The 22,095-nt window shown below is 71.7% G+C and carries 21 protein-coding genes; 17 read left to right on the top strand and 4 right to left on the bottom strand.

The features are described 5' to 3' along the window. Positions 1-18 precede the first annotated feature (18 nt). The 5 genes from rpsM to truA all read left to right on the top strand — a co-directional run bounded on the left by rpsM (position 19) and on the right by truA (position 3,677). Positions 19-399, top strand: coding sequence for a 30S ribosomal protein S13 (gene rpsM / locus AB0K02_RS07145; protein ID WP_177148628.1), 381 nt, complete (start codon positions 19-21; stop codon positions 397-399). A 64-nt stretch (positions 400-463) separates the two neighbouring features. Continuing rightward, positions 464-868 (top strand): 30S ribosomal protein S11, encoded by a 405-nt coding sequence (gene rpsK / locus AB0K02_RS07140; protein ID WP_003948617.1) that lies wholly within the window; start codon positions 464-466, stop codon positions 866-868. 122 nt (positions 869-990) lie between these two features. Beyond that, positions 991-2,013, top strand: coding sequence for a DNA-directed RNA polymerase subunit alpha (locus AB0K02_RS07135; protein WP_365991343.1), 1,023 nt, complete (start codon positions 991-993; stop codon positions 2,011-2,013). A gap of 226 nt (positions 2,014-2,239) precedes the next feature. Further along, positions 2,240-2,737, top strand: coding sequence for a 50S ribosomal protein L17 (gene rplQ, locus AB0K02_RS07130; RefSeq protein ID WP_365991342.1), 498 nt, complete (start codon positions 2,240-2,242; stop codon positions 2,735-2,737). Between the two features lie 82 nt (positions 2,738-2,819). After that, the gene (truA, locus tag AB0K02_RS07125; protein WP_365991341.1) at positions 2,820-3,677 is read left to right on the top strand and encodes a tRNA pseudouridine(38-40) synthase TruA; all 858 of its coding nucleotides are present in this window, start codon (positions 2,820-2,822) and stop codon (positions 3,675-3,677) included. Between the two features lie 66 nt (positions 3,678-3,743). On the opposite strand, the gene AB0K02_RS07120 is transcribed toward truA, so the two are convergent. Together AB0K02_RS07120 and AB0K02_RS07115 are read right to left on the bottom strand one after the other, a co-directional pair. Continuing rightward, the gene (locus AB0K02_RS07120) at positions 3,744-5,027 is read right to left on the bottom strand and encodes a hypothetical protein (protein ID WP_365991340.1); all 1,284 of its coding nucleotides are present in this window, start codon (positions 5,025-5,027) and stop codon (positions 3,744-3,746) included. 179 nt (positions 5,028-5,206) lie between these two features. Further along, positions 5,207-6,172: a hypothetical protein gene (locus tag AB0K02_RS07115; protein ID WP_365991339.1), complete on the bottom strand. Its 966-nt coding sequence runs from the start codon at positions 6,170-6,172 to the stop codon at positions 5,207-5,209. A 55-nt stretch (positions 6,173-6,227) separates the two neighbouring features. Here AB0K02_RS07115 and AB0K02_RS07110 point away from each other — a divergent pair, with 55 nt between their 5' ends. The 4 genes from AB0K02_RS07110 to glmM all read left to right on the top strand — a co-directional run bounded on the left by AB0K02_RS07110 (position 6,228) and on the right by glmM (position 10,619). Next, complete coding sequence (locus AB0K02_RS07110; RefSeq protein WP_365991338.1) at positions 6,228-7,847, top strand: ATP-binding cassette domain-containing protein; 1,620 nt, start codon at positions 6,228-6,230, stop codon at positions 7,845-7,847. A gap of 248 nt (positions 7,848-8,095) precedes the next feature. Further along, positions 8,096-8,539 carry a 50S ribosomal protein L13 gene (rplM, locus tag AB0K02_RS07105; protein ID WP_365991337.1) on the top strand — a complete coding sequence of 148 codons (444 nt, stop codon included), beginning with the start codon at positions 8,096-8,098 and terminating at the stop codon, positions 8,537-8,539. Positions 8,540-8,580: 41 nt separating this feature from the next. Next, a complete protein-coding gene (gene rpsI / locus AB0K02_RS07100; protein ID WP_365991336.1) occupies positions 8,581-9,093 on the top strand; it encodes a 30S ribosomal protein S9 in 513 nt (170 codons plus the stop codon). A 167-nt stretch (positions 9,094-9,260) separates the two neighbouring features. Next, positions 9,261-10,619, top strand: coding sequence for a phosphoglucosamine mutase (gene glmM / locus AB0K02_RS07095; protein ID WP_365991335.1), 1,359 nt, complete (start codon positions 9,261-9,263; stop codon positions 10,617-10,619). Positions 10,620-10,659: 40 nt separating this feature from the next. Here the strand turns inward: glmM and AB0K02_RS07090 are convergent, their stop codons facing one another. Together AB0K02_RS07090 and coaA are read right to left on the bottom strand one after the other, a co-directional pair. After that, the gene (locus tag AB0K02_RS07090; protein ID WP_365991334.1) at positions 10,660-11,616 is read right to left on the bottom strand and encodes a DUF389 domain-containing protein; all 957 of its coding nucleotides are present in this window, start codon (positions 11,614-11,616) and stop codon (positions 10,660-10,662) included. A gap of 10 nt (positions 11,617-11,626) precedes the next feature. Next, entirely contained in the window at positions 11,627-12,622 is a 996-nt protein-coding gene (gene coaA / locus AB0K02_RS07085) for a type I pantothenate kinase (RefSeq protein WP_365991333.1), read from the bottom strand. A gap of 162 nt (positions 12,623-12,784) precedes the next feature. Here coaA and AB0K02_RS07080 point away from each other — a divergent pair, with 162 nt between their 5' ends. From AB0K02_RS07080 to tsaE, 8 genes are all read left to right on the top strand, one after another. Further along, on the top strand, positions 12,785-13,819 hold the full coding sequence (locus tag AB0K02_RS07080) for an ATP-binding cassette domain-containing protein (RefSeq protein WP_365991332.1): 1,035 nt from the start codon (positions 12,785-12,787) through the stop codon (positions 13,817-13,819). Then, a complete protein-coding gene (locus AB0K02_RS07075; RefSeq protein ID WP_365991331.1) occupies positions 13,816-14,625 on the top strand; it encodes an ABC transporter permease in 810 nt (269 codons plus the stop codon). Before AB0K02_RS07080 ends, AB0K02_RS07075 begins: the two co-directional genes overlap by 4 nt. 80 nt (positions 14,626-14,705) lie before the next feature. Next, complete coding sequence (gene glmS, locus AB0K02_RS07070; protein WP_365991330.1) at positions 14,706-16,553, top strand: glutamine--fructose-6-phosphate transaminase (isomerizing); 1,848 nt, start codon at positions 14,706-14,708, stop codon at positions 16,551-16,553. 31 nt (positions 16,554-16,584) lie between these two features. Beyond that, positions 16,585-16,953 carry a holo-ACP synthase gene (locus AB0K02_RS07065; RefSeq protein WP_307713962.1) on the top strand — a complete coding sequence of 123 codons (369 nt, stop codon included), beginning with the start codon at positions 16,585-16,587 and terminating at the stop codon, positions 16,951-16,953. Positions 16,954-17,507: 554 nt separating this feature from the next. Continuing rightward, a complete protein-coding gene (locus tag AB0K02_RS07060; protein WP_365991329.1) occupies positions 17,508-18,974 on the top strand; it encodes an NAD(P)H-hydrate dehydratase in 1,467 nt (488 codons plus the stop codon). A 57-nt stretch (positions 18,975-19,031) separates the two neighbouring features. Continuing rightward, on the top strand, positions 19,032-20,219 hold the full coding sequence (gene alr / locus AB0K02_RS07055) for an alanine racemase (RefSeq protein WP_365991328.1): 1,188 nt from the start codon (positions 19,032-19,034) through the stop codon (positions 20,217-20,219). 10 nt (positions 20,220-20,229) lie between these two features. After that, a complete protein-coding gene (locus tag AB0K02_RS07050) occupies positions 20,230-21,465 on the top strand; it encodes an alpha/beta hydrolase (protein ID WP_365991327.1) in 1,236 nt (411 codons plus the stop codon). Next, on the top strand, positions 21,437-21,949 hold the full coding sequence (gene tsaE, locus AB0K02_RS07045) for a tRNA (adenosine(37)-N6)-threonylcarbamoyltransferase complex ATPase subunit type 1 TsaE (RefSeq protein ID WP_365991506.1): 513 nt from the start codon (positions 21,437-21,439) through the stop codon (positions 21,947-21,949). Before AB0K02_RS07050 ends, tsaE begins: the two co-directional genes overlap by 29 nt. Positions 21,950-22,095: the final 146 nt, after the last annotated feature.

Here is a 22,095-nt window from a genome sequence, read left to right as displayed (position 1 = left end):
CTACAACAGGAGCCATGAATGGCACGCCTTGAAGGCGTTGACCTCCCGCGCGACAAGCGTATTGAGGTCGCCCTCACCTACGTCTTCGGCATCGGGCGCACCCGGTCCAAGGAGACCCTCGCCGCCACCGGTGTCGACCCCAACATCCGCGTTCGTGACCTGGCCGAAGAGGACCTCGTCAAGATTCGCGAGTACGTGGACGTCAACTTCCAGACCGAAGGTGACCTCCGCCGCGACATCCAGGCGAACATCCGCCGCAAGGTCGAGATCGGCTGCTACCAGGGTCTGCGCCACCGTCGCGGCCTGCCGGTCCACGGCCAGCGCACCAGCACGAACGCGCGCACCCGCAAGGGCCCGCGTCGCGCCATCGCCGGTAAGAAGAAGCCGGGCAAGAAGTAGTCCGCAGCGGACGACTGTCCACGGTCTTCGCTGTAGGACCGACCACCTCCCGTAGGAGTTATAGATGCCCCCCAAGGGTCGTCAGGGCGCTGCCAAGAAGGTGCGCCGCAAGGAAAAGAAGAACGTCGCTCACGGCCACGCCCACATCAAGAGCACGTTCAACAACACGATCGTGTCCATCACGGACCCGACCGGCAACGTGATCTCCTGGGCCTCCGCCGGCCACGTCGGCTTCAAGGGCTCGCGCAAGTCCACCCCCTTCGCCGCGCAGATGGCCGCCGAGTCGGCCGCCCGCCGCGCGCAGGAGCACGGCATGCGCAAGGTCGACGTCTTCGTCAAGGGTCCCGGCTCCGGCCGTGAGACCGCGATCCGCTCCCTCCAGGCCACCGGCCTCGAGGTCGGCTCGATCCAGGACGTCACCCCCACGCCCCACAACGGCTGCCGTCCGCCGAAGCGCCGCCGCGTCTGACGCACGGCCGCTGCCTGCGTGACCAGGGTTTCCGGGCGGTACGACCCTTTGGGGGCGTACCGCCCGTACCCTGTATCAGAGGACGTCAAATAGCGGGCGTCCACGACTGAAGGAAACACACCATGCTGATCGCTCAGCGCCCCTCGCTGACCGAAGAGGTTGTCGACGAATACCGCTCGCGGTTCGTCATCGAGCCGCTGGAGCCGGGCTTCGGCTACACGCTCGGCAACTCCCTGCGCCGTACGCTCCTCTCCTCGATCCCGGGTGCGGCGGTCACGTCCATCCGCATCGACGGTGTCCTGCACGAGTTCACCACCGTGCCGGGCGTCAAGGAGGACGTCACCGACCTCATCCTCAACATCAAGCAGCTGGTCGTCTCCTCGGAGCACGACGAGCCGGTCGTGATGTACCTGCGCAAGCAGGGTCCCGGCCTGGTCACCGCTGCTGACATCGCCCCGCCGGCCGGTGTCGAGGTGCACAACCCCGACCTGGTGCTCGCCACGCTGAACGGCAAGGGCAAGCTGGAGATGGAGCTGACCGTCGAGCGCGGTCGCGGCTACGTCTCCGCCGTGCAGAACAAGCAGGTGGGCCAGGAGATCGGCCGCATCCCGGTCGACTCCATCTACTCGCCGGTGCTCAAGGTCACTTACAAGGTCGAGGCGACCCGAGTCGAGCAGCGCACCGACTTCGACAAGCTGATCGTCGACGTCGAGACCAAGCAGGCCATGCGCCCGCGCGACGCCATGGCGTCCGCCGGCAAGACCCTGGTCGAGCTGTTCGGCCTGGCCCGTGAGCTCAACATCGACGCCGAGGGCATCGACATGGGCCCGTCCCCCACGGACGCCGCCCTGGCCGCCGACCTCGCGCTGCCGATCGAGGAGCTCGAGCTCACCGTCCGTTCGTACAACTGCCTCAAGCGTGAGGGCATCCACTCCGTGGGTGAGCTCGTGGCGCGCTCCGAGGCCGACCTCCTCGACATCCGCAACTTCGGTGCGAAGTCGATCGACGAGGTCAAGGCGAAGCTGGCCGGCATGGGCCTGGCCCTCAAGGACAGCCCGCCCGGATTCGACCCGACCGCCGCCGCCGACGCCTTCGGCGCCGACGACGACACGGACGCCGGGTTCGTCGAGACCGAGCAGTACTGAGTGCCTCCCGGTGCGGGTGGCGGGTCGTGAGGTCCGCCGCCCGCACCGGGCGGACTCGGCCGTGGGCGCACTGCCCCCGGCACCCGGGCTCCGGCCCGGGACTGGACTTCCCCGGTTCGTCCGGGGCCCGCGAGGGGCTCGCCCCTCGCACACCCTCCGGCGACCGCCAGGAGGGAACTGACACCGGTACCTGACACGGCCGGTGCAGATCACAAGGAGAAACCCCATGCCGCGTCCCACCAAGGGAGCCCGTTTCGGCGGCAGCGCCGCGCACGAGAAGCTGCTTCTCGCGAACCTGGCGAAGTCGCTGTTCGAGCACGGCCGCATCACCACGACCGAGGCGAAGGCCCGCCGCCTGCGTCCGGTCGCCGAGCGCCTGATCACCAAGGCGAAGAAGGGCGACATCCACAACCGTCGCCTGGTGCTGCAGACCATCACGGACAAGGGCGTCGTGCACACCCTGTTCACCGAGATCGCTCCGCGTTACGCCGAGCGTCCCGGCGGCTACACCCGCATCACGAAGATCGGCAACCGTCGTGGCGACAACGCCCCGATGGCCGTGATCGAGCTGGTCGAGGGTGAGATCGCGAAGAAGGCCACCGTCGCCGAGGCCGAGGCCGCCACCAAGCGTGCGGTCAAGGAGTCCGAGGCGAAGGCCGAGGAGGCCAAGGTCGAGGAGACCGAGGCAGCCGAGGCTCCGGCCGAGGAGACCAAGGAGGCCTGAGCCGCGTATCCGTGGCGCAGGTCTTCGGGCGGGCCCGTATCCCTTGGGGATGCGGGCCCGCCCTCATGAAGGAAGGGATCGCGTGAGCGACGAGGTGGAGCCCGGCTTCGTGCGGGTGCGGCTGGATCTGTCGTACGACGGGAGGGACTTCTCCGGCTGGGCCAAGCAGGCACGCGGGCAGCGGACCGTGCAGGGCGAGATCGAGGACGCGCTGCGTACGGTGACGCGGTCCTCCGTGACGTACGAGCTGACGGTCGCCGGGCGCACGGACGCCGGGGTGCACGCGCGGGGGCAGGTGGCGCACGTGGACCTGCCCGAGGAGCTGTGGGCCGAACACCGGGACAAGCTCCTGAAGCGGCTGGCGGGCCGGCTGTCGAAGGACGTGCGCGTGTGGAGCGTGGCCGAGGCCCCGGCGGGCTTCAACGCGCGGTTCTCCGCGATCTGGCGCCGTTACGCGTACCGCGTGACCGACGATCCCGGCGGTGTCGATCCGCTGCTGCGCGGCCATGTGCTGTGGCACGACTGGCCGCTGGACGTCGGCGCGATGAACGCGGCGGCCGAGCGGCTGGTCGGGGAGCACGACTTCGCGGCGTACTGCAAGAAGCGCGACGGCGCGACGACGATCCGCACCCTGCAGGAGCTGCGCTGGGAGCGGCTGCCGTCCGGGATCCTGGAGGCCACGGTCAAGGCCGACGCCTTCTGCCACAACATGGTGCGCTCGCTGGTCGGCGCGCTGCTGTTCGTGGGCGACGGGCACCGGCCGGTGGAGTGGCCGGCCAAGGTGCTCGCGGCGGGCGTGCGGGACTCTGCGGTGCACGTCGTGCGGCCGCACGGTCTGACGCTGGAGGAAGTGGGCTACCCCGCCGACGAGTTGCTGGCCGCCCGCAACAAGGAGGCCCGCAACAGGCGGTCGTTGCCGGGCGCGGCGGGCTGCTGCTGATTCGGCCTCATGAAGGGGGCGGGCACCCGGTTGGGCGTCCGCCCCCTTCTGTGTCGAGAGGCGGGCTCAGGCGGTGGGATGCCTGCGGGCCCAGAGCCAGAGGCCGCCGCCCAGCGTCACGGCCAGAGCGGCGAGCGAGCCGACCGCCAGGGCGGACGAGCCGGTGGAGGCCAGCTTTCCGCCGGCCACGGGAGTGCCGGTGGCCGTTGGCTGCGGGGTGCTCGTGGTGCTCGGCGTGGCGGCCGGGGCGGTCGCTGTGCCGCTCGGCGACGGAGAGGTGGTCGGGCTGGCGCTCGGGCTGGCGCTCGGGGAGGGGCTGCCGGTGCCGTCACCGGTCACGTCGAAGACCAGCAGTGCGGAATTGTTCGCCGGGGTGTTGTCGAAGGCGGAGAGCGACATGTGGTGGTGAATGGACCGCGTCGTCCACTTGACCTCGCCCTTGAGCGTGCCGGGCCCGACGCCGTCGTCGATCTTCAGGGTGGCCTTGACGGTGCCGCTGTCGCCCGCGAGCAGCTGCCAGCCCCTGGGGCCGCAGCTGTACCAGACCTCGCCCTTCTCGCCGCCGGCTTCGGGATCCGCCTCGGTGATCTCCCGGCACGGCGAGTCCACCATGGTCACGCCCTTGGGGACCGTGATCTCGACGGTGCCCACGGTGCTGGAGTCCCAGGGCTCGGAGATGGTCGCCGGCCCGTTGTTCCGCCAGGTCGCCTCCACCGTGACCGTGCCGCCCGGCACACCGGCCGCCGTGTCACCGGTGACGCTGAAGTCCGCCGTGTTGCCATGGGTGTTGACGGCGTCCTCGGTCGGGGACTCCGTGAAGGTCCGGGTCTCGGTCAGCGTCAGTTCGGGACCGCTGCCGGGCCGGTACGTCCTGTCCCCGCGCGCCTTCTCGCGAAGCGCGGGGGTGTCGGGCTGGGCCTCGATGATCCAGAAGTCCGTGTAGGCCTCGGGTGTGGTGGTCAGATGGAGGAGCTGGTCGGTCTGGTACGCCTTGCCGGGCTCGAAGACACCCTTGAAGGAGCAGATCGCGAACCGGGTGGAATAGCCGCTGCGCTTCTCGGCGTACTCGCAGTTCGAGAACGTCTCCGGGAACCGCAGACCGGGGGCGGTCCTGAGGATCAGCATCGCGTTCTCGACCGGCTTGTCGGTGCGGTTCTTGAACGCGATGTGCAGCGGCTGCTCGTCCCCGACCGTGCTCTCCTTGTTGATCGTGAAGTTGCCGACGAGGAGGTCGTTCTCACCGGGGAGCGTGTCGGCCCCGGCCTGGACGGCCGTCCCGAGGGCCAGCAGTGTCCCGGCCGCCACCACACCCAGCACGCGGCGCGTACCTGCGGCTGTACCGAACGTCATGTTCCCCACCCGTCCCGTCTCCGTCCAGGAGCCGAAGCGGCTCCGGGTGTTGGATCGCCGGAGGCGTCCGGAAGTTGCCGTGGGGCAGATCACGGATCGGCAAAGGGCGCCTCGGTGACGGTGATGCGGCGGCGGGAACGCCTGACGGGGCAGGGGGTGGGCGGCGGCCCACCCCTTGGTCACTGCGCCGGTGCCGTCGCGGCGGCCGATGCCTGGGCCTCGCCGCGGCGCACGATCTGGCGGAACGCGAACTCGCCGATGTCGTCCCCGGAGCGGTACGCCTTGGCGTCACCGGTCGTCACGGACTTGGCCTTCGTGTAGCCGGTGATGGTGAAGTAGGCGTAGCGGCCGTAGGAGTTGTACGTGTTCCGGCAGACCGGGCCGCCCTTGCAGAACGTGGGGACGCCTGCGCCGGGCAGCGGAGCGATGCCGCCCTTGGCCTGCTGGACGACCGTCTTGGCCTTCGCCTCGTTCGGGAAGGTCGCGACACCGACGGTGACCGCGATGCCGTCCTTGAGGTAGGTGGCGCGGAAGACCTGTTCGCAGCCGTGCGTCTCCAGGACCGGGCCGAGGGCGCCGCTGGTGACGGAGGCGCAGTTGCCGGTGCGGGACGTGGCGCCCTTGGTGTAGACGCGGTCGCCGTCACCCATCGTCAGCTTCTTGCCGGGGAAGAGGGTTTCGGCGCTGAGCGGCGCCGTGTCCTTCTTGCGGTCGGAGACGAAGTCCTTCGGGTTCGGCGGTGGCAGGGGCACCACCGAGGAGAAGGACGGCTGCGGCTGGGTGGTGTCCTGCGGCAGTGTGGGCGCGGTGGGCAGGGTGCTGCTCTTGTCGGACGCGCTGTTGCCGCCGTCGTTGTTCGACGAGACGATCGCGGTCGCGACGATCCCGGCGATGAGCGCGGTGGCGAGCGCGCCGCCGCCGACCATCAGCCAGCGCTTGCGGCGGGCGCGGGCGGCGGAGGCGTCGGCGAGCGCGGCCCAGTCAGGGGTGCCCGAGTCCGCGCCGTACTGGCCGCGGACGCTGCCGTACGGGTCCTGGCCGTACGGATCCTGCCCGTACCGGCCCTGGTTGTACGGGTCCTGGTTGTACGGATCCTGGTTCTGTCCGCCGGAACCCCACTGAGGTCCCCCCTGCCCAAAGCTCATGCCGCGCATCCTAAACCTGTTGGGCAAGGGCGGTACGGGCGGTGAGAATCGACCCATGGGACACGTAGAGGCCGCGCATCTGGAGTACTACCTACCGGACGGGCGGGTGCTGCTCGGTGACGCGTCCTTCCGTGTCGGGGAAGGCACCGTGGCCGCGCTGGTGGGGGCCAACGGCGCGGGCAAGACCACGCTGCTGCGGATCATCGCGGGCGAACTGCAGCCGCACGGCGGCTCGGTGAGGGTCAGCGGCGGCCTCGGGGTGATGCAGCAGTTCGTCGGTTCCGTGAGAGACGAGCGCACGGTCCGGGACCTGCTGGTGTCGGTGGCGCAGCCGCGGATCCGTCAGGCGGCGGCCGCGGTGGACGCGGCCGAGCACCTGATCCTGACGGTCGACGACGAGGCCGCGCAGATGGCTTACGCGCAGGCGCTGAGCGACTGGGCGGAGGCGCGCGGCTACGAGGCCGAGACCGTCTGGGACATGTGCACCACGGCGGCGCTCGGCGTCCCGTACGAGAAGGCGCAGTGGCGCCAGGTGCGGACGCTGTCCGGGGGCGAGCAGAAGAGGCTGGTGCTGGAGGCGCTGCTGCGCGGTCCGGACGAGGTGCTGCTGCTGGACGAGCCGGACAACTATCTGGACGTGCCGGGCAAGCGATGGCTGGAGGACCGGCTGAAGGAGACCCGCAAGACGGTCCTGTTCGTCTCCCACGACCGCGAGCTGCTGTCGCGGGCGGCCGAGCGGATCGTGGCCGTGGAGCCGGGGCCGGCGGGGTCGGACGTGTGGGTGCACGGCGCGGGCTTCGGCACGTTCCACGCGGCGCGCAAGGAGAGGTTCGCGAGGTTCGAGGAGCTGAAGCGCCGCTGGGAGGAGAAGCACGCGCAGCTGAGGAAGCTCGTGCTCAGCCTGCGGCAGGCGGCGTCGGTCAGCCATGAGCTGGCGTCGCGGTACGCGGCGGCTCAGACGCGGCTGCGGAAGTTCGAGGAGGCGGGACCGCCGCCGGAGCCGCCGCGCGAGCAGGACATCCGGATGCGGCTGCGGGGCGGCCGGACGGGCGTGCGGGCGCTGACCTGCACCGGTCTGGAGTTGACCGGCCTGATGAAGCCGTTCTCGCTGGAGGTCTTCTACGGGGAACGGGTGGCGGTGCTCGGCTCGAACGGCTCGGGCAAGTCGCACTTCCTGCGGCTGCTGGCCGGTGACCTGGTCGCGCACACGGGGGAGTGGAAGCTGGGGGCGCGGGTGGTGCCCGGCCACTTCGCCCAGACCCACTCACACCCCGAGCTGCTGGGCCGCACGCTCGTCGACATCCTGTGGACGGAGCACGCGAAGGACCGGGGCGGCGCGATGTCGGCGCTGCGGCGCTACGAGCTGGAGCGCCAAGGGGACCAGCCCTTCGAGAAACTGTCCGGCGGCCAGCAGGCGCGCTTCCAGATCCTGCTGCTGGAGCTGTCGGGCACGACGGCGCTGCTCCTGGACGAGCCCACGGACAACCTGGACCTGGAGTCGGCGGAGGCGCTGCAGCGGGGCCTGGAGGCGTACGAGGGCACGGTGCTGGCGGTGACGCACGACAGGTGGTTCGCCCGTTCGTTCGACCGGTATCTGGTGTTCGGCTCGGACGGGGTGGTGCGGGAGACGCCGGAGCCGGTCTGGGACGAGCGCCGGGTGGAGCGGGCCCGGTAGCGCCGCCCGGCCGTCCCGGCCCGGGGGGCGGGGGCGTTTTGACCATGCGCGGGGGGCAGCGGTATTCTTCTGGTTCGTTATGCGTATTGGCTTGCTCTATCTCACGTGAGAGGCCCTTACGCCGGTCCACCGGGCCGATGACCAGCGGCAGGCATTCGGGTTGCGTCCCCGCATGCCGCCACGGCTGTCGTGATCGTCCGGGTGGCCTTGTCAGGACCTCCATCACTGAAGAAGCGAAGGCTACGACCGTGCGTACGTACAGCCCCAAGCCCGGCGATGTGACGCGCCAGTGGCACATCATCGACGCGCAGGACATCGTCCTGGGCCGTCTGGCGACCACCGCCGCTACCCTTCTCCGGGGCAAGCACAAGCCGATCTACGCCCCCCACGTCGACGCTGGTGACTTCGTCATCATCATCAACGCGGAGAAGGTGCACCTGTCCGGCAACAAGCGGACCCAGAAGATGGCGTACCGCCACTCCGGCTACCCGGGTGGTCTGCGTTCCGTCCGCTACGACGAGCTGCTCGAGAAGAGCCCCGAGAAGGCCATCGAGAAGGCCGTCAAGGGCATGCTCCCCAAGAACAGCCTGGGCCGTCAGATGCTCTCGAAGCTGAAGGTCTACGCGGGCGAGAACCACCCGCACGCTGCCCAGCAGCCGGTCCCGTTCGAGATCACCCAGGTCGCGCAGTAAGTCCGGCCACCCCCTAAGACGAAAAGAATCTGAGGAGAATCGTGGCTGAGACCACCGCCGAGACCCCGCTCGAAGAGGTTGACGTCGAGCAGTACACCACCGAGACCGAGGTTCCGGTCGAGGGTGAGTACACCTCCGAGTCCCTGGCTTCCCGCTTCGGCGACCCGCAGCCGGCCGCCGGCCTGGGCCGCCGCAAGAACGCCATCGCCCGCGTCCGGATCGTTCCGGGCACCGGCAAGTGGAAGATCAACGGCCGCACCCTTGAGGACTACTTCCCCAACAAGGTGCACCAGCAGGAAGTCAACGAGCCCTTCAAGGTGCTCGAGCTCGACAACCGCTACGACGTCATCGCCCGCATCTCGGGTGGCGGCGTCTCCGGTCAGGCCGGTGCCCTGCGCCTCGGCGTGGCCCGCGCGCTGAACGAGGCGGACGTGGACAACAACCGCGGTCCGCTGAAGAAGGCCGGCTTCCTCTCCCGCGACGACCGTGCGGTCGAGCGCAAGAAGGCCGGTCTCAAGAAGGCCCGCAAGGCTCCGCAGTACAGCAAGCGCTAAAACGCACGCTGGCCTGTACACGCTGGTACGGCTTCTGTACGGCTTCACGTTCGCCCCGGCGGCACTCCGTGCTGCCGGGGCGTTCGTCTATCGACCCGACGGACATCGGCCCGACGACCTCGGGCGTATTGACGAATTCGAGTATTCAGCTTCTTCGGAGGACAACTGTGGGACGACTCTTCGGAACGGACGGTGTACGCGGTGTGGCCAACGCGGACCTGACGGCAGAGCTCGCGCTCGGCCTGTCGGTCGCCGCGGCGCACGTGCTTGCCGAGGCGGGCACCTTCGCGGGCCATCGCCCGACCGCGGTGGTCGGACGCGACCCTCGTGCCTCCGGAGAGTTCCTGGAGGCGGCCGTCGTGGCCGGCCTCGCCAGCGCCGGCGTCGACGTGCTGCGCGTCGGCGTGCTGCCCACCCCCGCGGTGGCGTACCTCACCGGTGCGCTCGGCGCCGACCTCGGCGTGATGCTCTCCGCCAGCCACAACGCCATGCCGGACAACGGCATCAAGTTCTTCGCGCGCGGCGGCCACAAGCTCGCCGACGAGCTGGAGGACCGGATCGAGCAGGTCTACGAGCAGCACCGCACCGGTGAGCCGTGGGACCGCCCGACCGGCGCGGGCGTGGGCCGGGTGACGGACTACGACGAGGGCTTCGACAAGTACGTCGCCCACCTCATCGCGGTGCTGCCCAACCGCCTCGACGGACTGAAGATCGTCCTCGACGAGGCGCACGGCGCGGCCGCCCGTGTGTCCCCGGAGGCGTTCGCCCGGGCCGGCGCCGAGATCGTCACCATCGGCGCGGAACCGGACGGCCTGAACATCAACGACGGCTGCGGCTCGACGCACCTGGACCTGCTCAAGGCGGCCGTGGTCGAGCACGGCGCCGACCTCGGCATCGCCCACGACGGCGACGCGGACCGCTGCCTCGCCGTGGACGCCGAGGGCAACGAGGTCGACGGCGACCAGATCCTCGCGGTGCTCTCGCTCGCGATGCGCGAGGCGGGCACGCTGCGCGGCAACACCGTCGTCGCCACCGTCATGTCGAACCTGGGCTTCAAGCTGGCGATGGAGCGCGAGGGCGTCGAACTGGTGCAGACCGCGGTCGGCGACCGCTACGTCCTGGAGGCCATGAAGGCGCAGGGCTACGCGCTCGGCGGCGAGCAGTCCGGGCATGTGATCGTCCTGGACCACGCCACCACCGGCGACGGCACACTGACCGGTCTGATGCTGGCGGCCCGGGTCGCCGCGACCGGCCGTTCCCTGGCCGAGCTCGTCGGCGTGATGCAGCGCCTGCCGCAGGTGCTCATCAACGTGCGCGACGTCGACAAGTCCCGGGTGCAGACCTCGGCCGAGCTGGCGCAGGCGGTCGGCGAGGCGGAGCGCGAGCTCGGCGCCACGGGCCGCGTCCTGCTGCGGCCCTCGGGCACGGAGCCGCTGGTGCGGGTCATGGTCGAGGCCGCCGACCTCGAGCAGGCGCAGGCCGTCGCGGGCCGGCTGGCCGACGTGGTGAAGTCGGCGCTCGGCTAGGAGCCGGCGGACATGCTTGGCGAGGGGGCCCGTACGGGGATCACGTACGGGCCCCCTCGCTCCGCGTACGGGCGCCCTTGCGGCTCGCGCGCCACAGTGCCTTCTGCACCAGCAGCGTCAGGGTGCCGGCCAGCACGATGCCGAGCAGGTTCAGCAGCAGCTGCTCCGTGGAGCCCCATGCCTGCTGGTACTCGGAGTAGCTGAACGCCACGGCCGCGTTCGCCGCCGCCGGGACGGTCGTCACCGAGATGGCGACGCCGACCAGCGCACCCGACTTGGCGGAGGTCAGCGAGAGCATCCCCGCCGAGCCGGCGAGGACGGCGACGACGAGCGAGAACTCGTCGGGGGCGTAGATGAAGGCCGTGTTGGGGCGCTCGGCGTCCAGCTTCGAGGCGGAGAACAGGTCCAGCGCGTCCATGACGAAGCTGAATCCCACCGTCAGCAGCATCGCGGCGCCGAAGCCGACGGTCAGCGCGAGGAACGATCGCCACGCGAGCCTCGGCGCGCGCCGCACCAGGGCCGTGCAGAAGCCGGCCAGCGGTCCGAACTCGGGGCCGACCGCCATGGCGCCGACGATCAGGATCGCGTTGTCGAGCACCACGCCGCACGCCGCGATCATCATCGCGAGGGTCAGGAACGCGAGGTAGGTGACGCTGAGCGTCGATTCCTCGTGCGTGGCGTCGGACAGCTGCTCCCACAGGACCGCGTCCGCGCCCTCGCCCGGCGCGTCCCTCTCCGCCTTCTCCGCCCGGGCCGACAGCGACAGCGAGATGTCGTCGACGGCGATGGAGCCGCACTCGTCGATGCCGCGCTCCCGCAGCTCCGCCATGAGCTCGTCCCCGGCCTCCCGCGCCACGTCGCACAGGATCAGGTCGCCCCGGGGATCGCGGGCCGTGTCCGGGAGCACCACGAGATGGGCCGTGCCGACCGTCTTCTCCAGCACGGAGACCACCTCGGCGGTCCGGTCGGCCGGGGCGATGATCCGCAGGTGCAACACGCCGTTCCTCCTAGAGCTTGCGCAGGGACAGGCGCTGCACCTTGTGGTCGGGCCCTTTGCGCAGCACCAGTGTGGCGCGGCCCCGGGTGGGCGCCACGTTCTCCAGCAGATTGGGCCGGTTGATGGTGCGCCACATCGTGCGAGCGTAGTCGAGGGCCTCCTCCTCGGAGACCTGCGTGTACTTCCGGAAGTACGAGAACGGGTTCTGGAAGGCGGTCTCGCGCAGCTTGCGGAACCGGTTGAGGTACCAGGTCTCGATGTCCTCGGCCCGGGCGTCGACGTACACGCTGAAGTCGAAGTAGTCGGCGAGACCCACCCTGGTGCGGCCGTCCTTGCCCGGCAGGGCGGGCTGGAGGACGTTGAGCCCCTCGACGATGAGGATGTCCGGGCGGCGTACGGTCAGCCGCTCGTCGGGGACGATGTCGTAGATCAGGTGGGAGTAGACGGGCGCGGTGACCTCGTCCTTGCCCGCCTTGATGTCGGCGACGAAGCGGGTCAGCGCCCTGCGGTCGTACGACTCGGGGAAACCCTTGCGGGACATCAGCCCCCGGGCCTGGAGCTCCTTCATCGGCAGCAGGAACCCGTCGGTCGTGACGAGCTCGACGCGGGGGTGCTCGGGCCAGCGGGCGAGGAGGGCCTGGAGCAGACGGGCCACCGTGGACTTGCCGACGGCGACGGACCCGGCGACGCCTATGACGAAGGGGGTCCCGCGCTGGGCGCCGTGCCCGTTGCCGGCGTCGCCGAGGAAGGTGTTGAGGGCGCCGCGCAGACCGGCCGTGGCCTGCACGTAGAGGTTCAGCAGCCGGGACAGCGGCAGGTAGACGTCCCGGACCTCGTCCAGGTCTATGACGTCCCCGAGGCCGCGCAGCCGCTCGACCTCCTCGGCGGTCAGCGGCAGCGGCGTTTTCTCGCGCAGGGCGCTCCACTCCGCTCGGGTGAGGTCGACGTACGGGGTCGACGCAGGCTCTGCCCGGCGGTGGGCGCTTCGTGGCGGCGAAGAGATCACACGGTCATTGTCGGGGCTGCGGGGCCACTGTGGGGGGTGGGCTGGGTCACGCGGCGGGGCTCCGCGCCCGTCCGGAATGTCAGTGGCGTGCGTCACAGTTGTCCATGAGGTGGGCGCCGACCCGCGACGTCCGCGAAACCGCGAAGTCACCAGGGGAGTCCCATGACCTATGCGATCCAGGCGGAGGGCCTGGTCAAGCGGTTCAAGGAGACCGAGGCACTGGCGGGGGTGGATCTGGCCGCCCGCACCGGCTCGGTGCTCGGCCTGCTCGGCCCGAACGGGGCGGGAAAGACGACGGCGGTGCGGATCTTCGCCACCCTGCTGTCCCCCGACGGCGGCCGGGCGACGGTGGCCGGTCACGACGTCGTCCGGGAGGCGGGCCTCGTGCGCTCCCTGATCGGCCTGACCGGTCAGTACGCGGCCGTCGACGAGAATCTGACCGGCACGGAGAATCTGCTGCTCATAGGGCGCCTGCTGGGTCTGCCGAGGCGTGAGGCGAAGGCCCGCGCGGCCGAGCTGCTGGAGCGGTTCCAGCTCACCGACGCGGCGGGCCGGGCCACGAAGACGTTCTCCGGCGGCATGCGGCGGCGCCTGGACCTCGCGGCGAGCCTGGTCGGCCGGCCCAGCATCCTCTTCCTCGACGAGCCGACGACCGGCCTGGACCCGCACAGCCGCGGCGAGTTGTGGGACATGCTGCGCGCCCTGGTCGCCGACGGGGCCACCGCCCTGCTGACCACGCAGTACCTGAACGAGGCGGATGTGCTCGCCGACGACATCGTGGTGATCGACAAGGGCCGGGTGATCGCCGAGGGCACGCCCGACCAGCTGAAGTCCGAGGTGGGCGGCCAGGTGCTGGAGCTGCGTCCGGTCCGCTCCGTGGACCTGCCGGCGACGCACCGGCTGGTGTCCGACGCGGCGGGGGACGGGGCCCGGATCGAGGGCGGGTCCGTCACCGCCCCGGTCAAGGATCCCGAGCTGATGCCCACGGTGGTGCGCACGCTCGACCGCGAGGGGATCGCGGTGGCGGAGCTGACCCTGCGGCGCTCCTCGCTGGACGAGGTCTTCCTCGCGCTCACCGGACACCGGGCCGAGCCGTCCGGGAACGGCTCCGGGCCCGACGGGCACGCGGGCGCGGACGTGGACGGGGACGGCGGCAGTGACGACAGCGCGACGGAGAAGGCGGTGAGTCCGGCATGACCGCCACGACGATCACCGCCCCCCTGACCGCGTCCGGCCGGGTGAAACCGCTGGCCTGGGGCCGGCAGACCCTCACGATGGCATGGCGCAGCCTGGTGGCCGTCAAGCACAACCCGCTGGAGCTCGTCGACTACAGCGTCACACCGATCATGTTCGTGTTCCTGTTCACGTACGTCCTCGGCGGGCAGATGGCCGGCTCCCCGGACGCGTACCTGAAGTACGCGCTGCCCGGCATCATCGTGCAGAACACCCTGTTCATGACGATGTACACGGCCATGGCACTCAACACCGACCTGACCAAAGGGGTCTTCGACCGGCTGCGCAGCCTTCCCATAGCCCGGTCCGCGCCGCTGATCGGGCGGATCACCGCGGACCTCGCCAAGCACGTGTGGGCGATGCTGCTGATGATCGGGCTCGGTCTGCTGCTCGGGTTCCGCGTCACCGGCGGCTTCGGCGGATTCCTGGCCGGGGCGCTGCTGCTGGTCGTCTTCGCGGCGGCGGTGTCGTGGACCGCGGTGCTGATCGGCATGCTGGCAGGCGACGTGGAGAAGGTGCAGGCGTTCGCCTTCACGCTGATCTTCCCGATCACGTTCACCAGCAGTGCGTTCGTCGTGGTCGACACCATGCCGGGCTGGCTCCAGGCGTGGAGCGACGTCAATCCGGTCACCCATCTGTCGGACGCGTTCCGCGGGCTGCTGCTGGGCGGCCCGGTGGCGGAGCCGGTGCTGTGGTCGCTGCTGTGGGCCGCGGGCATCGCGGCCGTGTTCTGCCCACTGGCGATGCGGGCGTACCGGGCGAAGGTCTGAACGCGTGGGCCCGGCCGGCGGGGCCCACGGAGCGGGGCCGGCCCGCTGCCGAGCCGCGCCCCGCGCCGTAGGCTGCGCACATGTGCGGAATCGTGGGTTACGTCGGCGGGCAGTCGGCGCTTGATGTGGTCATCGCCGGACTGAAGCGGCTGGAGTACCGCGGCTACGACTCGGCCGGGGTCGCCGTGCTCGCGGACGGCGGGCTCGCCGCGGCGAAGAAGGCGGGCAAGCTCGTCAACCTGGAGAAGGAGCTGGTGGATCGGCCGCTGCCGAGCGGTTCCACCGGGATCGGACACACGCGGTGGGCCACGCACGGCGGCCCGACGGATGCCAACGCCCATCCCCATCTGGACAATGCGGGGCGCGTCGCCGTCGTGCACAACGGGATCATCGAGAACTTCGCCGTGCTGCGGGCCGAGTTGGCCGAGCGCGGGCACGACCTGGCGTCGGAGACCGACACCGAGGTCGTTGCGCACCTGCTCGCGGAGTCGTTCTCGTCGTGCGGCGACCTCGCGGAGGCCATGCGGCTGGTGTGCCGTCAGCTGGAGGGCGCCTTCACGCTGGTCGCCGTGCACGCCGACGATCCGGACGTGGTGGTCGGCGCCCGGCGGAACTCCCCGCTGGTGGTGGGCATCGGGGAGGGCGAGTCGTTCCTCGCGTCGGACGTGGCCGCGTTCATCGCCCACACCCGGTCCGCCATCGAGCTGGGACAGGACCAGGTGGTGGAGCTCCGCCGCGACGGTGTGACGGTCACCGGCTTCGACGGGGCGCCCGCGGACGTGCGGTCCTACCACGTGGACTGGGACGCCTCCGCGGCCGAGAAGGGGGGTTACGACTACTTCATGCTCAAGGAGATCGCCGAGCAGCCCAAGGCGGTCGCCGACACCCTGCTGGGCCGCATCGACGCCTCGGGGTCGCTGAGTCTCGACGAGGTGCGCATCCCCGTGTCCGTGCTGCGCGAGGCGACCAAGGTCGTCATCGTGGCGTGCGGGACCGCCTTCCACGCGGGTCTGATCGCGAAGTACGCCATCGAGCACTGGACCCGTATCCCCTGCGAGGTCGAGCTGGCGAGCGAATTCCGTTACCGGGACCCGATCCTGGACCAGCGGACGCTGGTCGTCGCGATCTCGCAGTCCGGCGAGACCATGGACACCCTGATGGCGCTGCGGCACGCGCGGGAGCAGGGCGCCAAGGTGCTGGCCATCTGCAACACCAACGGCTCGACCATCCCGCGCGAGTCGGACGCCGTGCTGTACACGCACGCGGGCCCCGAGGTGGCGGTCGCCTCCACGAAGGCGTTCCTGACGCAGCTGGTGGCCTGTTACCTGGTCGCCCTCTACCTGGGCCAGGTGCGGGGCACCAAGTGGGGCGACGAGATCCGGGCCGTGATCCGCGACCTGGCACAGATCTCCGGTGAGGTCGAGCGGGTCCTGGAGACGATGGAGCCGGTGCGCGAACTGGCGCGCTCGCTCGCGGACAAGAACACCGTGCTGTTCCTCGGGCGGCACGTGGGCTACCCGGTCGCGCTGGAGGGTGCGCTCAAGCTCAAGGAGCTGGCGTACATGCACGCGGAGGGGTTCGCGGCGGGCGAGCTCAAGCACGGGCCGATCGCGCTGATCGAGGAGGACCTGCCGGTGGTGGTCGTGGTGCCGTCGCCGCGGGGGCGTTCGGTGCTGCACGACAAGATCGTCTCCAACATCCAGGAGATCCGGGCACGGGGCGCGCGGACCATCGTGATCGCGGAGGAGGGCGACGAGTCGGTCGTGCCGTACGCGGACCATCTCGTGTGGATCCCGGCGACACCCACCCTGCTCCAGCCGATGGTGGCCGCGGTGCCGCTCCAGGTCTTCGCCTGCGAGCTGGCGACGGCCCGGGGCAACGAGGTGGACCAGCCGCGGAACCTCGCCAAGTCGGTGACGGTGGAGTGAGGGGCGGGAACGGGGCGGGAGGCGCCACCGCATGATCATCGGGGTGGGGATCGACGTCGCCGAGATCGACCGCTTCGCCGCGTCGCTGAGGCGTACGCCGCACATGGCGGAACGGCTCTTCGTGGCGCACGAGTTGCTGCTGCCGAGCGGGGAGCGGCGGGGGTACGCGTCCCTCGCGGCGAGGTTCGCCGCGAAGGAGGCGCTGGCCAAGGCGCTGGGCGCGCCGGCCGGACTGCTGTGGACGGACGCGGAGGTGTACGTGGAGGACTCCGGCCGCCCCCGCCTGCGCGTGCGCGGCACGGTCGCGGCCCGCGCGGCCGAACTGGGCGTCCGTTCCTGGCACGTCTCGCTCAGTCACGACGCGGGGGTGGCGTCAGCGGTGGTGATCGCGGAGGGCTGAGGGGCCGGTCGTGCCCAGGTCTTGCCCTCCTGGGCTTCACCCGGGCCCCGGACGCGGCGGTCGCGACGACGCCCGCGCCGGGCGGGCCGCGCCGGCGCCGGGGTCGGGTGGGGCCGCACCCGATGCGCGGTCACCGTCGCAGCTGAGCCTCGTGTTTCGACAGGGTCGTGCGCGCCGCGCCCGTGCCGGGCTCGGGTGGGCCCGTGCCGATGCGCAGTCCACCGCCACAGAGGCGTCCCACGCATCCTGGCGGTCGCGCGGCGGGTGGGCCGGAGGCGCAGCACCCCGCCGGGGAGTGACCGGACCGCGTCAAAGACGCGGGCACCTGGTGCTTCGGCGGTCGGCCGGGCTGCGGTGGCGCAAGCGCCCGCCGCGTCCCGTCGCCCCCGTGCCCGCGGCCCACGCCCGCGTGCGGGCAGGGCAGTTCCGAGATCGCCGCGCCCGGAAGATGCAGCCGTATCCCGCCGCCTGGGCGATCCGCGTTTCTCGGTGGGACCGACCGTCCCCGGGGCGTAACTCCGGCCGGCGTCGTGAGACTGGGGCAGACTCGGGGCATGCGTACTGCCTACAGCGTCGAGACCGTCCGGCACGCCGAGGCGCAGCTCATGGCCAGGCTGCCCGAAGGGGCACTCATGCAGCGGGCCGCCGCCGGACTGGCCGCCGCCTGTGCCGGGGTGCTGGGGCGGGTGTACGGCGCGCGCGTCGTGCTGCTGGCCGGCAGTGGGGACAACGGCGGTGACGCCCTGTTCGCCGGGGCGCGCCTCGCCCGTCGCGGTGCCGGGGTCGTCGCCGTGCTCCTCGCCCCCGACCGGACCCACCCGGGAGGCCTGGCGGCCCTGCTCGCCGCCGGCGGCCGGGTCGCTGACGACCCGTTCGCGGCGCTCGCCCGCGCCGACCTCGTGCTGGACGGCATCACCGGGATCGGTGGACGCGGCGGCCTGCGTCCGGACGCCGTGCCGGTCGCCCGCGCCGCCCGCGGATCGGACGCCGTCGTCGTCGCCGTCGACCTGCCGAGCGGCATCGAGGCCGACACGGGCGAGGTGCGCGGGGAGGCGCTGCGCGCGGATGCCACGGTGACGTTCGGGACGTACAAGCCCGGCCTGCTCGTCGACCCGGCCAGGGAGTACACGGGCACGGTCCGGCTGGTCGGCATCGGCATCGAGGAGCACCTGCCGGCCGTGCCGGACCTGGAGGCACTGCAACACGCCGATGTGGCACGGCTGTTGCCACTCCCGGCCGCGGAGAGCGACAAGTACCGCCGCGGCGTCGTGGGCATCGTCGCCGGATCCGCGCGCTACCCAGGCGCGGCCGTGCTCGCCGTGGCGGGCGCGCTGCGCGGCGGGGCCGGAGCCGTGCGGTACGTCGGACCGGCGGCGGACGCGGTGATCGCCCGCTTCCCGGAGAGCCTCGTGCACGCGGGACCGCCGGGGAAGGCGGGCCGGGTCCAGTCCTGGGTCGTCGGGCCGGGCATCGGGGAGAACGGGGACGCCGTGCGGGACGTGCTCGCCTCCGACGTTCCCGTGCTCGTCGACGCCGACGGGCTGCGGCTGCTGGACCCGGCAGCCGTGCGCGAGCGGGCCGCGCCCACCCTCCTGACGCCGCACGCGGGCGAGGCCGCCGCGCTGCTCGGCGTGTCGCGCGAGGAGGTGGAGGCGGCGCGGCTCGCGTCCGTGCGGGAGCTGGCCGCGCGGTTCGGGGCGACCGTGCTGCTCAAGGGCTCGACCACGCTGGTCGCCGACGCGGACGGCGGCCGCTCCCCGGTGCGCGTCAACCCCATGGGCACCTCGTGGCTGGCGACCGCGGGCAGCGGGGACGTGCTCTCCGGGCTCGCCGGTTCGCTGCTGGCGGCCGGGCTCGACGCGCGCGACGCGGGCTCGGCCGCCGCGTATCTGCACGGCCTCGCGGCCCGGCTCCGCGCCGCGCGGGGCGTGCCGATCACCGCGTACGAGGTGGCGGCGACTCTCCCGGCCGCCTGGCGCGACGTGAGGGAATCAGGGGCCCCGGCGCCGCCCGGCGAGTGACACAGTCGACTGCCGCCCATACGGATCGAGCCGTGCGGCTCTGAGAGACTGGGCGCGATGAGCCAGACACCGTCGCCCCCCGCACCGCCGAGAGCCCGCGCCGAGATCGACCTCGCGGCCCTGCGTGCCAACGTCCGCGCGCTGCGCGCCCGTGCGCCGCGCGCCGCGCTGATGGCCGTGGTCAAGTCGGACGCGTACGGGCACGGCATGGTGCCGTGCGCCCGTGCCGCGCTCGCCGCGGGGGCGACCTGGCTGGGCACGGCCACTCCGCACGAGGCGCTCGCCCTGCGCGCGGCCGGGATCGGCGGCCGGATCATGTGCTGGCTGTGGACGCCGGGCGACCCGTGGCGCGAGGGCATCGAGGCGGACCTCGACATGTCGGTGAGCGGCCTGTGGGCGCTGAGGGAGGTCACCGCGGCGGCCAGGGAGGCCGGCGCCCCGGCCCGCGTCCAGCTCAAGGCGGACACCGGTCTCGGACGCAACGGCTGCCAGCCCGCCGACTGGCCCGCGCTCGTCGCGGCCGCGCGCGCCGCCGAGGACGAGGGCCTGGTCGAGATCACGGGCCTGTGGTCGCACTTCGCCTGCGCCGACGAGCCGGGGCACCCCTCGATCGCCGCCCAGCTGGACGTGTTCCGCGACATGGTGGACCACGCCGAGAAGGCCGGCGTCGAGCCAGAGGTGCGGCACATCGCCAACTCCCCGGCCACGCTGAGCCTTCCGGAGTCCCACTTCGATCTCGTACGGACCGGCATCGCGACGTACGGCATCTCGCCGAGCCCCGAGCTGGGCACGCCCGCGGACTTCGGCCTGCGCCCGGTGATGACGCTCGCCGCGTCCGTGGCGCTCGTCAAGCAGGTGCCGGCCGGCCACGGCGTCAGCTACGGCCACCACTACGTCACCGGCTCCGAGACGACGCTCGGCCTCGTGCCCCTCGGCTACGCGGACGGCATTCCGCGTCATGCGTCCGGCCGGGGTCCGGTGCTGATCGGCGGGGAGTGGCGGCGGATCGCCGGCCGGGTCGCGATGGACCAGTTCGTCGTAGATCTCGGCGGGCAGACGGTCGAGGAAGGAGCCGAGGCGCTGCTGTTCGGCCCGGGCGACCGGGGCGAGCCGACCGCCGAGGACTGGGCACGGGCGGCGGACACGATCGCGTACGAGATCGTCACCCGCATCGGCGCCCGGGTGCCCCGCGTCTATGTGAACGAGGTTCCCGAAGGAAGCGACGAGCGGACCGCCGACGAGTAGGAGAGGCACGGTGAGCGAGACCAGCACGGGGGAGGTGGCCGAGGCCGCCGCCGCGGTGGCGACGGGCAACTGGCGCAGGGCGGGCATCGCCGGTGCCGCCATAGGCGTGGTCGCGGCCGGCGCCGCCGCGGGCGTCGCGCTCGAACGCCTCACCGTCGGGCGCGGCATGCGCAAGAAGGCGCGTCTCGCCCTCGACGCGGCCGGGCCCTACGGCTCGCTGCGCGGCGTGCCGGGCACGGCGGTCGCGGACGACGGCACCGAGCTCTACTACGAGGTCGAGGAGGTCGACCCGGAGGTGGCCGCGCCGCGCCGCCGCCGGATGTTCGGCCGCAAGACGCCCGCCCCCGTCACCGTCGTCTTCAGCCACGGCTACTGCCTCAACCAGGACTCGTGGCACTTCCAGCGGGCGGCGCTGCGGGGTCTGGTCCGCGCGGTGTACTGGGACCAGCGCAGCCACGGCCGTTCGGCGCGCGGCGCCGCGCAGGCGGGCCCGGACGGCGTGCCGGTCTCCATCGACCAGCTCGGCCGTGACCTGAAGGCGGTCATCGACGCGGCGGCTCCCGAGGGCCCGCTGGTGCTCGTCGGCCACTCGATGGGCGGCATGACGATGATGGCGCTCGGCGCCCATTACCCCGAGTTCGTCCGGGAGCGGGTGGCGGCCATCGCCCTGATCGGCACGTCGTCGGGCAAGCTCGGCGAGGTCAGTTACGGCCTTCCGGTGGCGGGCGTCAACGTGGTGCGCCGGGTGCTGCCCGGGGTGCTGCGGGCACTCGGCTCGCAGGCGGAGCTGGTCGAGCGGGGCAGGCGGGCGACGGCCGACCTGTTCGCGGGCCTGATCAAGCGGTACTCGTTCTCGTCGAGGGACGTGGACCCGGCGATCGCGCGGTTCGCGGAACGGATGATCGAGTCGACACCGATCGACGTGGTCGCCGAGTTCTATCCGGCCTTCGCCGAGCACGACAAGTCGGAGGCGCTCGTCGTGTTCGAGGGGATGCCGGTCCTCGTCCTCGCGGGTGACAAGGACCTGGTCACGCCCGGGACGCACAGCGAGGCGATCGCCGATCTGATGCCGGAGGCGGAGCTGGTGATCGTGCCGGACGGGGGGCACCTGGTGATGCTGGAGCATCCCGAGGCCGTCACCGACCGGCTGGCGGACCTGCTGGCCCGGGCGGGAGCGGTCCCCGCAGCGGCTAACGTTGGCACGTATGGAAGCACCGCTGGAAGCACCGCACAGCCCGGCGGCTGAGACGGCCGTCGCCGGCTCCGCCCGCCTGTCGATCGAATCCCCCGAGCAGATGCAGGACCTGGGCCGCAGGCTCGCGAAACTGCTCCGCCCCGGCGATCTTGTGATGCTGACGGGCGAGCTCGGCGCGGGCAAGACGACGCTGACGCGCGGCCTGGGCGAGGGGCTCGGGGTGCGCGGGGCCGTCACGTCCCCGACGTTCGTGATCGCACGCGTACACCCGTCCCTGACGGGCGGACCGGCGCTCGTCCACGTCGACGCGTACCGCCTGGGCGGCGGACTCGACGAGATGGAGGACCTCGACCTCGACGTCTCGCTGCCGGAATCGGTGGTGGTCGTGGAGTGGGGCGAGGGCAAGGTCGAGGACCTGTCCGAGGACCGTCTGCACGTAGTGATCCACCGGGTCGTGGGCGACACGGAGGACGACCGCCGCGAGGTAGTGCTGCGGGGCTACGGGGAGCGCTGGGCGGAGCTGGATCTGGCCTGAACCGGCGGGACGCGGGCGCGGCCCCCGGTATGAAACGCCGTACGTTCCGACAAGACGTCGGGAAACTGTTGCGCCCGGCGTCCCGCGCGTGATGACATGGTGGAGAGATCTGGTTAGGTCTACCTAACCACGCCCGCCCCCGGAGC

The organism is Streptomyces sp. NPDC049597, assembly GCF_040675505.1.
Classification (GTDB): Bacteria; Actinomycetota; Actinomycetes; order Streptomycetales; family Streptomycetaceae; genus Streptomyces.
Note: the sequence above shows the minus strand (reverse complement) of the source record. Positions and strands in the feature narration are given on the sequence as shown.

What these genes read in the sequence shown, in the direction of transcription:
- rpsM (WP_177148628.1), top strand. Translation starts at nt 19, where the DNA reads ATGGCACGCCTTGAAGGCGTTGACCTCCCGCGCGACAAGCGTATTGAG.
- rpsK (WP_003948617.1), top strand. Translation starts at nt 464, where the DNA reads ATGCCCCCCAAGGGTCGTCAGGGCGCTGCCAAGAAGGTGCGCCGCAAG.
- AB0K02_RS07135 (WP_365991343.1), top strand. Translation starts at nt 991, where the DNA reads ATGCTGATCGCTCAGCGCCCCTCGCTGACCGAAGAGGTTGTCGACGAA.
- rplQ (WP_365991342.1), top strand. Translation starts at nt 2,240, where the DNA reads ATGCCGCGTCCCACCAAGGGAGCCCGTTTCGGCGGCAGCGCCGCGCAC.
- AB0K02_RS07120 (WP_365991340.1), bottom strand. Translation starts at nt 5,027, where the DNA reads ATGACGTTCGGTACAGCCGCAGGTACGCGCCGCGTGCTGGGTGTGGTG.
- AB0K02_RS07115 (WP_365991339.1), bottom strand. Translation starts at nt 6,172, where the DNA reads ATGAGCTTTGGGCAGGGGGGACCTCAGTGGGGTTCCGGCGGACAGAAC.
- AB0K02_RS07110 (WP_365991338.1), top strand. Translation starts at nt 6,228, where the DNA reads ATGGGACACGTAGAGGCCGCGCATCTGGAGTACTACCTACCGGACGGG.
- AB0K02_RS07080 (WP_365991332.1), top strand. Translation starts at nt 12,785, where the DNA reads ATGACCTATGCGATCCAGGCGGAGGGCCTGGTCAAGCGGTTCAAGGAG.
- AB0K02_RS07075 (WP_365991331.1), top strand. Translation starts at nt 13,816, where the DNA reads ATGACCGCCACGACGATCACCGCCCCCCTGACCGCGTCCGGCCGGGTG.
- glmS (WP_365991330.1), top strand. Translation starts at nt 14,706, where the DNA reads ATGTGCGGAATCGTGGGTTACGTCGGCGGGCAGTCGGCGCTTGATGTG.
- AB0K02_RS07065 (WP_307713962.1), top strand. Translation starts at nt 16,585, where the DNA reads ATGATCATCGGGGTGGGGATCGACGTCGCCGAGATCGACCGCTTCGCC.
- AB0K02_RS07060 (WP_365991329.1), top strand. Translation starts at nt 17,508, where the DNA reads ATGCGTACTGCCTACAGCGTCGAGACCGTCCGGCACGCCGAGGCGCAG.
- alr (WP_365991328.1), top strand. Translation starts at nt 19,032, where the DNA reads ATGAGCCAGACACCGTCGCCCCCCGCACCGCCGAGAGCCCGCGCCGAG.